Genomic DNA, 12742 nt, shown 5'->3' with positions numbered 1-12742 from the left:
GTTGATAGGCCAGATGTGGAAGCCCGGTAACGGGTGGAGCTGACTGGTACTAATAGGCCGAGGGCTTGTCCTCAGTTGCTCGCGTCCACTGTGTTAGTTCTGAAATAACGAACGGCCGTGACTGTGTTGAATAAACACAGTATCCGGTGTTGGTTAATTTCATAGTGTTTCGGTGGTCATTGCGTTAGGGAAACGCCCGGTTACATTCCGAACCCGGAAGCTAAGCCTTTCAGCGCCGATGGTACTGCAGGGGGGACCCTGTGGGAGAGTAGGACGCCGCCGAACAATTATTACGGACTAGCCCCGTGCCCTTGTGGCACGGGGCTTTTCTGCGTTCACGGACTGAATCAGAGCCGGCAGGCGGCACTCTCCAGATCCGGATACCGGAGCGCTGCCTGCCGGGCCCTTCTACAGTCGCCCGGCTGCTTTGAGCGCGAGGTAGGCATCAGCCAGGGCGGGGGCGAGGTCGTTGGGTGCGGCATCGACGACCGTGACGCCGTGGCGTCGGAGCTGGTCCGCGGTGCGGCGACGCTGAGCTTGTGACTGCGTGCCGGCGGCGGCCTCGTAGATCGCGTCCACTGTGCCGCGTGCGCGGGTCATCACTTCGACGTGGGGGTCCGCCACGGCTGCGACCAGAACCGTGTGGCGCTGGGTGAGCTGAGGCAGGACGGGCAGGAGGCCTTCTTCGACAGGCGCGGCTTCAAGGCTCGTGAACAGGACGATCAGGGAGCGGCGGGGAGCGCTTGCCAGCGCGGCCGTGCTGAGACCACGTGCGTCGGTCTCGACGAGTTCGGGCTCCAGAGTGGCCAGGGTGCTGACGAAAGTCGACAGGACGTCCCCTGTCGCTGTCCTCCCCCGTACCTGTGCCCTGACACGCCGGTCGTAGGCGATCAGGTTCATACGATCGCCGGCGCGGGTGGCGAGGGCGGTGAGCAGGAGGGTCGCGTCCATGGCTGCGTCGAGTCGCGGCACATCACCTACCCGGCCCGCCGATGTCCGGCCGGTGTCGAGGACGACGAGGATGTGGCGGTCTCGCTCAGGCCGCCAGGTGCGAACAGCGACCGCTGACTGGCGTGCCGTGGCCCGCCAGTCGATGGAACGGGTGTCGTCTCCCGCAACATAGGCGCGGAGGCTGTCGAACTCCGTGCCTTCTCCACGTGTGAGCACGCTGGTCCGGCCGTCGAGTTCTCGAAGCCGGGCCAGGCGTGAAGGCAGGTGCTTCCGGCTCGTGAAGGGCGGCAGTACGCGGACCGTCCAGGGCACGCGGTGGTAGCCCTGCCGGGCCGCGAGGCCGAGGGGGCCGAACGACCGGACGGTGACGCGGTCGGCCTTGCGGTCTCCGCGCCGCGACGGACGCAGGAGCGTGGTCAGGCGGTGGCGTTCCCCGGCGGGTACGCCGAACTGGTGGCGGGAGGAGGCATGTTCGGCCTCCGAGGTCCAGCTGCTGGGGGGCCAGGCGTCGCGGAGCTGAGCGCGGAGGCGGCGTCCGGACGGATTGGTCACTGTGAGTTGCACTGTCGCAGTGTCGCCGAGTCGAACGGATGTGTCACCGGTTCGAGTGAACTGCAGCGTACGCACTGGCGCAGCCAGGGCGTAGTCGCACAGAATTGCCAGTGAGAGCGGGACATTGACCGCGAGCATGCCTGTCCAACTCGGGGCAAGGATGCCTACGGGGAGTGACCCCAGAGCCGCCACCAGGGCGGCCCGTCCGGTGAGGGCCATGGTCACCGCCTCACCGGGGGACGGGGACGTGGGCGAGGACTGAAGTGATGACGGAGTCCGGGGTGACTCCCTCCATCTCCGCTTCCGGTCGCAGCTGTATGCGATGACGGAGTGTGGGCAGAGCCAGGGCTTTCACATCGTCCGGGATGACGTAGTCCCGGCCTGTGAGCCAGGCCCATGCCCGTGCGGTGGAGAGCAGGGCGGTGGCTCCTCGGGGGGAGGCCCCGAGGGTGAGTGAGGGGGATTCACGCGTGGCGCGACAGATATCCACGACATAGGCGGCGATCTCGGGGGAGACCGAGGTCTTGGCGACGGCGGCGCGGGCCGCTTCGAGGTCGGCGGGGCCGGCGACGGGCTGTATGCCTGCTGCCTTGAGGTCACGAGGGTTGAACCCGTCCGCGTGGCGAGTGAGCACGTTGATCTCGTCCTCGCGTGAGGGAAGGGGGACCGTCAGTTTGAGGAGGAAGCGGTCCAGCTGTGCCTCCGGCAGCGGGTAGGTCCCCTCGTATTCGACAGGGTTCTGGGTGGCCGCGACCAGGAAGGGGTCGGGCAGCGGCCGGGGAGACCCGTCGATCGTGACCTGACGTTCCTCCATTGCCTCCAGCAAGGAGGACTGGGTCTTGGGAGGAGTGCGGTTGATCTCGTCGGCGAGCAGGAGATTGGTGAACACCGGCCCGGGCTGGAAGGAGAACTCCGCGGTGCGGGCGTCGTAGACGAGTGATCCCGTGACGTCGCTCGGCATGAGGTCGGGGGTGAACTGGACACGCTTGGTGTCCAGTTCGAGCGAAGCGGCAAGGGCGCGGACCAGGAGGGTTTTCGCTACTCCGGGCACGCCTTCCAGGAGGACGTGACCTCGGCAGAGGAGGGCTACGACCAGCCCGGTGACGGCCGGGTCCTGGCCGACCACGGCCTTCGCGATCTCGGAACGCAGGGCTTCCAGGGATGCGCGGGCACTGTCGGAGTTCGCCGGGGCCACAGGGGTCCCTGCGGATGTCGCAAGCTCGGCGGTCTCCGGGGTCGGGGCGCTCATGAGGTGCGTACCTCTCTTTCGAGGGCGTCGAGTTGATCGGTCAGAAGGACGAGCGCGGCGTCATCAGCCGGCGTGGGGCCGAACAGGAGCTCGCCGAGGTCGCTGGCCGGGTTGCTGAGGCATGTGGCGAGGGCGGGAAGGAGTACCGCGCGGGAATCGGCGTCGACGGGGGACACACCGAGGAGAGGGGAGATGCGTTTCCGGGTGGCGGAGCGCAGTTCGGCCGCGGCGCGGTCGCGGGCGTCGGCCTTGCGGTACAGGCGGGCCCGCCCTTCAACGGACTCGGAGGCCCGGACGGCCACCGGCAGGTGTTCGGTGACCAGGGGGCCGAAGCGCCGTGCCCGCCAGACGGCGGCCAGCAGGGCGGCGAGGGCCAGTTGGAGGGTGGCCCAGAGCCAGCCGGAGGGGATGAGGCCGAGGAAGCCGCTTTCTCCTTGGGCTCCGCCGTCGCTGCTGTCGTCGCGGCCGGCCGCGCCGCCCTGGGCTGCGGAGGGGTCGTCGAGCGAGGGGAGGTACCAGACGAGATGCGGGCGGGAACCGAGGAGTTGCAGGGCCAGCGAGGCGTTGCCCTGCTGGTCGAGCCGTTCGTTGTGGAGGAAGTCGGGGGAGCCGAGCAGCACGGTGTCGCCGGCGCTCTTCCCCGGCAGGACAAGGAGGGAGGCGAGTCCGTTGTCCGGGTAGCAGGCGGTGGCCCGGCGTGCGTCTGTCGCGTAGTGGATGCCGCCCATGTCGGTGGTCCCCGCCGTGCGGGCCGCGGGGAGTTCGCAGCGTGGGGGGCGTGCGGTGACCGGTCCGCGGGCTTCCGGGCGCACGCCGGGGGCCAGCCGGGCCACGGAGGGACTGTCAGGGGCGATGAGGACGGTGCGGCCCGCGGAGCCGGCGGTCGCCGTGTGGAGGCGCCGCTGCTGGTGTGCGGTGAGCACGTTGGGTCCGGCGACGAGCAGGGTGGTGTCCGGGCCCGCCGCGTCGTTGGCCTCGTCGAGGGTGGTGGCGACCTCGACGGATACGCCGCGGTCCTTGAGGAGCTGGGCGACGGCCCGGCTGCCGTAGGGGTCCGCGGAGCGGGGATCGAGCCGGCCGTGCTGGCCGCCGGAGCGGACGGCGGCGAGGGCGACTCCGGCGACGACGAGGATGAGGAGGGCGAGCAGCAGCCCCCGGACGCGCTGCCAGATCTGTTGGGGGCTGCGGGCTTCCGAGGTGGCGGGAACGGCCGTGACGGCGGTCATCCGGCGTCCCCTCGAGGCGTGGCGGTGGTCAGCAGGGGCTTGGCGGCCTCGATCTCCAGGTCGAGAGCGCACAGGGTCAGGTATGCGGCCTCGCCGGCGGTGCGGCCCCCGTATGTGACGTCGTCGAAGATCCTTGCGGCGGCGCGGAGCCGGTCGGCGTGTGCGGGCATCAGCCGGCCCGCCTCGGCGGCCGCCTCGTCCGCGGTGCGGCCGGGGCGTGGGTCGAGCACGGCCCGGTTCTCCAGGGAGCGTACGAGGGCACGCATCCGTTCCTGGACGGCTGCGGTCCAGCGGCGTGCTTCGGCGTGCGCGGCGGCGGCGGTGCGGTGGTCGTCCGCGCTGCGGGTGGAACTGTCGAAGAGCGTCTCAGGGGAACGGGGAACGCGCCGCGGTGTGCCGAGCCTCCACCACAGGGCGGCCCCCGGACCGACGACGGCCAGAGCGAGCACGACGAGCCCCAGCGGGCCGCCGGGGGCGGCGTCGGCGGCGCCGGCGAAGAGGTCTCCGATCCATTCCCAGAAGCGGTCCAGGCCGCGTTCCAGGAGATTCGGGTCGTGCTCGTGGTACATCGGGTCGGACAGTTCGTCCTGTGCCGCCTCGCGGGCGGGGACGCGTGAAGTGTCCACGGGTATGTCCTCGCCCGCCCGGATGAGTCCTACCGCTGTGGTGCCCCCCGCCCCCGTCACCGCATCAGCTCCTGGGGGTGTCGTAGCCGGGCACGCCCGCGGCCCGCGCGAGTTCCAGGTCGAGGGCTTCGCGGCGGATGCGCTGGTCGACGTAGAGCAGGGCCATCACTCCGGCGGTGAAGGGGTAGGCGAGTGTCGAGACGATCACTTCGCCGATGCCCGTGATGATGAGGAAGGGCCAGCCGAAGTCCGTCGAACTGCTGTTGAGGAACTCGCTCAGGCCGTCGCTGTCCACGGTCACCGCGATGATGCCGAAGGGGATCGCGATGATCAAGGTCAGCACGATGACCAGCAGGTAGGTGAGGGCCAGGATGCCGAAGGTCCGCCACCAGTTGCCTCTGACCAGCTTGGCGGACCGGCGGAGCGAGGTGATCACGGACTGCCGTTCCAGCATCAGCGCCGGCGCTGCGAGCGTGAAGCGGATCATCAGCCAGAGCACCACGCCGCAGGAGGCGAGGAATCCGAGGAAGGTCAGGGCGAGGCCGCCCGCGCCGCCGCCGAGGGCCAGGCCGGGAAGCAGGCCGACCGCCATGATCGCGGCGCTCATCAGGCTCAGCAGAAGAGTCAGCCCGAGCAGCGGGAGAAGCCGTGGGCGGGCCTCGGACCATGCTGCGGAGAGTGTCAGGCTCCGGCCGAGTACGGAGCGGCTGATCACCACGGTGAGGACCGAGGTGGTGATGAGCGTGGCGATCATCGCGACGAGCGTGCCGGGGGCGCTGTTGATCAGCTGGGACTGTGCCGAGTCGGTCGCCTGGCGGAGCGCCTCCGCCCCGGTCGCGTTCGGGTCGACCGACTTCTGCTCGGGCAGCACATAGCGCTGAAGAAGGATGATCACGATCTCGGCGATCACGGAGACGGTGAGGCTGATGCCCAGCACCGTGCGCCAGTGGGTGCGCATGGTGGACACCGCGCCGTCGAGGATCTCGCCGACTCCCAGGGGACGGAGCGGGATGACGCCGGGCTTCGCAGCCATGGGCGGGCGGCCCCAGCCGGATCCCTGGGGCATGCCGCCCCAGCCCGGGGTGGGCGGTGGGGCGCCCGGACCGGTGCCGGGGGCACTCGGCGGCGACCACTGCCCGGGAGGTGGCTGGGCGGGAGACCACTGCCCGGCGGGCCCGCTTCCGTCAACGGGGGTGGAGGGTTTGGGAATGCCCGTCCCCTGGTCGTCGGAGGGGGCGGATCCGGGCGAAGCCCAGCCCGGAGAGTCGTTCATCGTCGCTCCTTCACAGTCCTGTCCGCTCATCGGGGCGGCAGGTTGCCAGCCATCGTGCCACGCGTCGGACCGGTGCGGGTCTGGCGCTGTATCTCCTTCTTGCCTTCGTGCGCGGGCGGTTCAGCGGGCAGACTGGGCAGATGGCTGATCAGGACGTGCAATCGCCGGTGGGTATCGAGGCTCCGGCCCTCTCCGTGCTCCGCTGGGCCGAGCCCCCGCAAGGCCCCGCGGTGGTGCTCCTCGACCAGACGCGGCTGCCCGCCGAGGAGGCCGAGCTGGTGTGCGCCGATGTGCCCGCGCTGGTGCGGGCGATCCGGACTCTCGCGGTGCGAGGGGCACCTCTGCTCGGCATTGCCGGGGGGTACGGGGTGGCGCTGGCCGCTGCCCGGGGCGAGGACGTGGCTCAGGCCGCAGAGCTGCTGGAGCAGGCGCGGCCCACCGCGGTGAACCTCGGGTACGGGGCACGGCGGGTGGCGCGGGCCTACCGGGCGGCGGCCGGGAGCGGGTCCGGCCCGGAGGCCGCTGCTGTGGCGGCCCTGGCCGAGGCGAGGTCTCTGCACCAGGAGGACGCGGCGGCCAGCGGGCGGATGGCGCAGTACGGTCTGGAGCTGCTCGGCGAACTTCTGCCGGGGGGAGGCGGGCACCGGCTGCTGACCCACTGCAACACCGGGGCGCTCGTGTCCGGCGGTGCGGGGACGGCGTTCGCGGTGGCGCTGAGAGCGCACCGGAAGGGCACTCTGCGGCAGCTGTGGGTGGACGAGACCCGGCCGCTGCTCCAGGGAGCCCGGCTGACGGCCTACGAGGCGGCGCGGAACGGGATGCCGTTCAGCTTGCTCACGGACAGCGCGGCGGGTTCTCTGTTTGCGGCGGGGGAGGTGGATGCCGTAATCATCGGGGCGGACCGGATCGCCGCGGACGGCTCGGTGGCCAACAAGGTGGGGAGCTATCCGCTGGCGGTGCTCGCGAAGTACCACCACGTGCCGTTCCTCGTCGTGGCGCCCACGACCACGGTCGATCTGGAGACGGTGGACGGCACATCGATCGTCGTGGAGCAGCGTTCCGCGACGGAAGTGACGGAGTTCACATCCACGCCGGGTGCACCGGCAGGGGGTGAGGGCGGCGGGACGGTCGTCGCACCCCTGGGAACCCATGCGTACAACCCCGCATTCGACATCACGCCGCCCGAACTGGTCACGGCGATCGTCACGGAGGAGGGCGTCATTTCCCCGGTCACGGGGGTCGGACTGGCAGAGCTGTGTGCCAGGTCATCGCAGGTAACGATTAGCTAATGGGATGATGTCGTTTATGAAGGGACGCGTCCTTGTCGTCGACGACGACACCGCACTGGCCGAGATGCTCGGCATTGTGCTGCGGGGAGAAGGTTTCGAGCCGTCGTTCGTAGCGGACGGCGACAAGGCACTGGCCGCATTTCGTGAGGCCAAGCCCGACCTGGTGCTGCTGGACCTCATGCTGCCCGGAAGGGACGGCATCGAGGTCTGCAGGCTGATCAGGGCCGAGTCGGGTGTGCCGATCGTCATGCTCACTGCCAAGAGCGACACGGTGGATGTGGTGGTGGGCCTGGAGTCCGGGGCCGACGACTACATCGTCAAGCCGTTCAAACCGAAGGAGTTGGTTGCCCGGATCAGGGCTCGTTTGCGGAGGTCCGAAGAGCCCGCGCCGGAGCAGTTGGCGATCGGTGACCTGGTCATCGATGTGGCCGGTCACTCGGTCAAGCGGGAGGGGCAGTCCATCGCCCTCACCCCGCTGGAGTTCGACCTGCTGGTCGCCCTCGCCCGCAAGCCGTGGCAGGTCTTCACCCGTGAGGTGCTGCTCGAGCAGGTCTGGGGTTATCGTCACGCCGCTGACACCCGTCTGGTGAACGTGCACGTCCAGCGGCTGCGCTCGAAGGTGGAGAAGGACCCGGAGCGGCCGGAGATCGTCGTGACCGTCCGTGGGGTCGGTTACAAGGCCGGACCGAGCTGACATGACCCTGGGCAGCCCTGCTCCGCCACCCGGGAGGCCCGGGGCCCGTACGGAGCGGGCTGCCGGTCCGGCACGGAGTGCTTCTCGTTTCGGCCGGGCCCGGCTGGGCGGCCGGTTGTTCCGCGACCGGACGCCCGGCGGTCCCGTGCCGCGGTTGCTGATGCGCTGGATCAGCGGCCCGCTGCTGCCGGCTGTCCGCCTGTGGCGGCGCAATCTGCAGCTCCGTGTGGTGGCGGGCACGCTGCTGATGTCGATCGCAGTGGTGCTGCTCCTCGGGTTCGTCGTGATCGGGCAGGTCCGTAACGGTCTGCTCGAGGCGAAGGGCAAGGCCGCGCAGACACAGGCGGCCGGCGGCTTCGCGGCTGCCCAGACGAACGCCAACGCGCCTCTCGTCCCGGGTGACCAGAGCGAGGAGGGCGCCGACGGCATGACGGCCAACACCTCCTGGCGCACCGAGCTCGTCGACCAGCTCGCCAGTGGTGGCACGAACGCCTTCAACGTGATGGCGCTCAGCCCCGACTCCGTAGGGCCCGGCACCACCAGCCGCGCCCCGCGCGGCTCGGGCAGCGTCGACGCGTCGAGCATCCCGCAGAGGCTGCGGGACGACGTGGGCAAGGGCGCGGGTGCCTTCCAGACGTACTCGCTGATCAAGTACTCGCACGGGAAGAGCGCCGAGCCCGGGCTCGTCGTGGGCAAGCGGCTCTACGACGTCGACCACAACCCGTACGAGCTGTACTACCTCTTCCCCCTCACGCAGGAGGAGAAGTCGCTGACCCTGGTCACGACGACCCTGGCCACGGCGGGCCTCTTCGTGGTCGTGCTGCTCGGTGCCATCGCCTGGTTCGTGGTGCGCCAGGTCGTCACCCCCGTGCGGATGGCGGCGGGGATCGCGGAGAGACTCTCCGCGGGGCGGCTCCAGGAGCGGATGAAGGTCACCGGTGAGGACGACATCGCGCGCCTCGGCGAGGCCTTCAACAAGATGGCGCAGAACCTCCAGCTGAAGATCCAGCAGCTGGAGGAGCTCTCCCGCATGCAACGGCGTTTCGTCTCGGACGTCAGCCATGAGCTGCGCACCCCGTTGACGACCGTGCGGATGGCAGCCGACGTCATTCATGAGGCGCGTGTCGACTTCGACCCGGTGACGGCCCGGTCCGCGGAGCTGCTGGGTGACCAGCTCGACCGCTTCGAGTCGCTCCTGTCCGATCTGCTGGAGATCAGCAGGTTCGACGCGGGGGCCGCGGCGCTGGAGGCCGAGCCGATAGATCTGCGTACGGTCGTCCGGCGGGTGATCGGCGGCGCCGAGCCGCTGGCGGAGCGCAAGGGCACCCGGATCCGGGTGGTGGGTGACGAACAGCCCGTGGTCGCGGAGGCGGACGCGCGCAGGGTCGAGCGGGTCCTGCGCAATCTCGTGGTCAACGCCGTCGAGCACGGTGAGGGGCGGGATGTCATCGTGCGGATGGGTGTCGCGCAGGGTGCTGTGGCCGTGGCGGTCAGGGATTACGGCGTGGGGCTGAAGCCGGGCGAGGCGACGCGGGTCTTCAACCGTTTCTGGCGGGCGGACCCGGCACGTGCCCGCACCACGGGCGGCACGGGGCTGGGGCTGTCGATCGCCGTCGAGGACGCCCGGCTGCACGGAGGCTGGCTGCAGGCCTGGGGCGAGCCCGGTGGCGGTTCGCAGTTCCGGCTGACCCTGCCGCGTACGGCGGACGAGCCGCTGCGCGGATCTCCGATACCGCTGGAGCCGGAGGACTCGCGGCGCAACCGGGAGAACCGTGAGCGTGCGGAGGCGGTGCCGGCGGTGAGCGAGCAGCGGCTGATGTCCGTACCGAGCCAGACGGGTTCCACGGCGCGTTCGCACCTGGCGGTGCCGGCGCACGGGCCTGCGGCGTCGCGTGTGGCGATGTCGGTCGATCCGACGGCCCTGCCGGGCAGTGGAGCACGTGTGGTGTCACGTCCGGCCGGGGGCCGGCCGGACGAGGGCGCCGACCCAGAGACGCAGGATCCGGAGCAGGAGGACACGACTCGTGGACACTGACCGCCGTCGGGGCGGGCGGGCGGTGCGGTTGTCCGTGCTGCTCGGCTGCGGCGTCATGGTGCTCGCCGGGTGCGGAGCGATGCCGGTCACCGGCGACGTGAAGGCGGTCGACGCCTCCCAGCCCGGTGATTCGCAGGTTCAGGTGTACGCCGTGCCGCCGAGGGAGGGTGCCACGCCCATCGAGGTCGTCGACGGCTTCCTGGAGTCGATGACCAGTGACGACCCCGATTTCGAGACGACGCGCACGTATCTGACGGCGGAGGCGGGCCGGAGGTGGCAGCCGGGCGAGGGCACCACGGTGCTCGCGAAGGCGCCCAACCGCAACGGGCCCACGATCCACGAGAAGGAACGCGGGAGCGCGGAGACCACGTACACGCTGACCGGCGAACAGGTGGCTGCGGTCGATGAGCAGAGTTCGTACCGGCCGCTGGCCCCGTCGGAGTACTCCCAGATGCTGCATCTGGTCCGGGAGAAGGGCACGGACGGCAAGCAGGAGTGGCGCATCGACATCGTGCCGGACGGTCTGGTGCTCGGGCAGTCCGACTTCAAGCGTCTCTACCGGCCCGTGAACAAGTACTACTTCGCCGCCGGGCGGACGGAGGAGGAGGCCGCGCTGGTCGCCGATCCCGTCTATGTGCGGAACCGCACGGATCCTGTGACGCGTATGGACACCGCCACGCAGACGGTACGGACGCTGCTGGAGGGGCCGTCCAACTGGCTGCGGCCGGTGGTCGATTCACGTTTTCCCGCGGGTACGGAGCTGCAGAGCGGGGTCACCTCGCTGACGACCGATGACCAGAACGTCCTGAAGGTGCCGCTCAACAAGAAGGCCGACAAGGTCGGGCAGGGCGCCTGCCGCATGATGGCGGCCCAGGTGCTCTTCACGCTGCGGGACCTGACGTCCGCCCGGGTGGGCCAGGTGGAACTCCAGGGGCAGCAGGGCCCGCTGTGCTCTCTCGGCGCCGACGAGGCGGAGGATTTCGCCTCGGGCAGAGGATCGGACGAGCCCGACAGCCAGTACTTCGTGGACGACAAGGGGCGCGTGCAGCGCATCCCCGGAAGCAGCAAGGGCAGCGGCGATCCGGAGCCCGTGACCGGTCCGCTGGGCAGCGGGACGGTGGCCATGAGCGCCGTGGGTGTGGCCCGGGACGAGGAGCAGGCCGCCGCGGTCTCGGAGAACCAGCAGCATCTCTACGTGTCCTCCCTCACCGAGGAGAGCGAGCCGGCCGCCCCCGTGGTGACCAGTCGGGCGAAGAAGCCCGCCGACCGGCTGTCCGCACCCAGCTGGGACGGCAAGGGCGACCTGTGGGTCGCCGACCGTGACCCGTCGGATCCCAGACTGCTGCGTCTGGTCGACGGTGCCGGAGAGCCGCAGGAGGTGTCGGTGCCCGGTCTGAGCGGTGGGCGGATCGAGGCCCTGCGGATGTCCTCGGACGGGGTGCGGATCGCCCTGCGGGTTTCGAGGGACGGGCACACGACGCTGCTCATCGGCCGCGTCGAGCGTCATGGTTCGGACGGGACCGAGCAGGTCTCGGTGGAGGACCTGCGCCAGGCCGCGCCCCAGCTGGCGGACGTGACGGCTGTTTCCTGGTCCGGCCGCAGCCGGCTTGTGGTGGTGGGCAAGGAGGAGGGCGGTGTGCAGCAGGTGCGCTACATCCAGGCCGACGGATCCACGTCGGCCTCCGGGGTCCTGCCCGGTGTGAACCAGGTGACGGCTGTCGCGGCGGCCGACGACGATCAGCTTCCGCTGATGGCGGACACCGAGAGCGACGGGATAGTGAAGCTGTCGCCGGGGGACAACTGGCAGACGGTCCTCAAGGAAGGCTCCTCGCTGGTCTACCCGGGCTGATCCGCCCGTGAGGGCTGTCCGCACCGTCGGCGTGCGGTCGGCACCGTCGGCGTGCGGTCGGCCTGGCCCCGGGTTTTCCACAGGGATGGCCGAGTGCCCGCCGGCCGGTCACAGTGGGACCGTGCGGGGTTGGTGGCAGGAGATCGTGGGGCTGGTGCTGCCCGTGGCCTGTGGTGGCTGCGGCAGGCCGCGGACGGAGCTGTGCGAGGGGTGCGCCGCGGGTCTGGCGGCCGGGCCGCGCCGTGTGAGGCCGTCCCCCGAGCCGCCGGGCCTGCCCGTGGTCCATGCGGCGGCGCCGTACGAGAACGCCGTACGCGCGATGCTGCTGGCCCACAAGGAGCGTGGGGCACTGGCTCTCGCCGGCGTGCTCGGCGGGGCGCTGGCGGCCGCTGTGAGGGCCGGCGTGGGGCAGGAGGGCGACGCGGACCCGCTGCTGCTGGTTCCCGTGCCGTCGGCGCGGCGGGCGACGGCCGGGCGCGGGCATGACCCGGCGCGCAGGATCGCGGTGGCCGCCGCGGCCGAACTGCGGCGCGTAGGCGTGCGGGCGGGGGTGTCCGCCGTGCTGAGGCAGGGGCGTGCGGTGGCTGACCAGGCGGGGCTGGGAGCCCGGGCGCGGCAGGCGAATCTGGCGGGAGCCCTCGTGGTCGCGGAGGGCGGCCGGAGGCTGCTGGACGGGGCCCGCGTCGTGCTGGTGGACGACCTGCTGACGACGGGGTCGTCGCTGGCCGAGGCCGCGCGTGCGGTCCGTGCGGCGAGCTCCGGCGAAGGCCCGGCGGAGGGACTCCGCGCCGCGGTTGTCGCAGCTTCTCCGTCTGCCTTCGAAATAAACCGGAACTGACAGATTTCTTGCGTCGTTGCAGGTAGTGAGTGGGTAAAGCGGACCGATCGGAGGTACGCGTGAGTAGCGGGTGCCGACACGGTCGTGGTCAGGCTATGTTCGGTTGTGAGGGACGGTGAATTCCGTGCCTCCGTGAATGCGCCACCAGGTTTCGGGCAGG

10 protein-coding genes and 2 rRNA genes are annotated in these 12742 nt (G+C 70.5%); 7 read left to right on the top strand and 5 right to left on the bottom strand.

Annotated features, from left to right (window positions below; all coding sequences use genetic code 11):
• Window positions 1–73 (top strand): 23S ribosomal RNA (locus ACZ32T_RS06460); the annotation flags it as partial.
• A gap of 95 nt (window positions 74–168) precedes the next feature.
• A 5S ribosomal RNA gene (gene rrf / locus ACZ32T_RS06455) occupies window positions 169–285 on the top strand.
• Between the two features lie 123 nt (window positions 286–408).
• Here rrf and ACZ32T_RS06450 read toward each other — a convergent pair.
• Genes ACZ32T_RS06450 through ACZ32T_RS06430 form a run of 5 tightly spaced genes read right to left on the bottom strand, consistent with a single transcriptional unit; the run spans window position 409 to window position 5877 of the window.
• Window positions 409–1722 (bottom strand): DUF58 domain-containing protein, encoded by a 1314-nt coding sequence (locus ACZ32T_RS06450; protein WP_467365648.1) that lies wholly within the window; start codon window positions 1720–1722, stop codon window positions 409–411.
• 10 nt (window positions 1723–1732) lie between these two features.
• A complete protein-coding gene (locus ACZ32T_RS06445; RefSeq protein WP_467263376.1) occupies window positions 1733–2752 on the bottom strand; it encodes an AAA family ATPase in 1020 nt (339 codons plus the stop codon).
• Window positions 2749–3978: a DUF4350 domain-containing protein gene (locus ACZ32T_RS06440; protein WP_467365646.1), complete on the bottom strand. Its 1230-nt coding sequence runs from the start codon at window positions 3976–3978 to the stop codon at window positions 2749–2751. The genes ACZ32T_RS06445 and ACZ32T_RS06440 overlap by 4 nt, the downstream gene beginning before the upstream one ends.
• Entirely contained in the window at window positions 3975–4664 is a 690-nt protein-coding gene (locus ACZ32T_RS06435) for a DUF4129 domain-containing protein (protein WP_467365644.1), read from the bottom strand. Before ACZ32T_RS06435 ends, ACZ32T_RS06440 begins: the two co-directional genes overlap by 4 nt.
• 4 nt (window positions 4665–4668) lie before the next feature.
• Window positions 4669–5877, bottom strand: a complete 1209-nt coding sequence (locus tag ACZ32T_RS06430) for a DUF7847 domain-containing protein (protein WP_467365642.1) — start codon at window positions 5875–5877, stop codon at window positions 4669–4671.
• Window positions 5878–6017: 140 nt separating this feature from the next.
• Here ACZ32T_RS06430 and mtnA point away from each other — a divergent pair, with 140 nt between their 5' ends.
• The 5 genes from mtnA (at window position 6018) to ACZ32T_RS06405 (ending at window position 12582) form a co-directional block, all read left to right on the top strand.
• Window positions 6018–7166 (top strand): S-methyl-5-thioribose-1-phosphate isomerase, encoded by a 1149-nt coding sequence (gene mtnA, locus ACZ32T_RS06425; RefSeq protein WP_467263368.1) that lies wholly within the window; start codon window positions 6018–6020, stop codon window positions 7164–7166.
• Window positions 7167–7170: 4 nt separating this feature from the next.
• A complete protein-coding gene (gene mtrA, locus ACZ32T_RS06420; RefSeq protein ID WP_187281934.1) occupies window positions 7171–7860 on the top strand; it encodes a two-component system response regulator MtrA in 690 nt (229 codons plus the stop codon).
• 1 nt (window position 7861) lies between these two features.
• Window positions 7862–9895 (top strand): MtrAB system histidine kinase MtrB, encoded by a 2034-nt coding sequence (gene mtrB, locus ACZ32T_RS06415; protein ID WP_467365640.1) that lies wholly within the window; start codon window positions 7862–7864, stop codon window positions 9893–9895.
• Window positions 9896–9917: 22 nt separating this feature from the next.
• Window positions 9918–11744 carry an LpqB family beta-propeller domain-containing protein gene (locus tag ACZ32T_RS06410; RefSeq protein ID WP_467263419.1) on the top strand — a complete coding sequence of 609 codons (1827 nt, stop codon included), beginning with the start codon at window positions 9918–9920 and terminating at the stop codon, window positions 11742–11744.
• Window positions 11745–11865: 121 nt separating this feature from the next.
• Window positions 11866–12582: a ComF family protein gene (locus tag ACZ32T_RS06405; RefSeq protein ID WP_467365638.1), complete on the top strand. Its 717-nt coding sequence runs from the start codon at window positions 11866–11868 to the stop codon at window positions 12580–12582.
• Window positions 12583–12742 lie beyond the last annotated feature (160 nt).

The sequence above is a fragment of the Streptomyces sp. NPDC023573 genome (genome assembly GCF_055559735.1).
The sequence above is the reverse complement of the archived record's forward strand: the minus strand, read 5'-3'. Positions and strand labels throughout refer to the sequence as shown.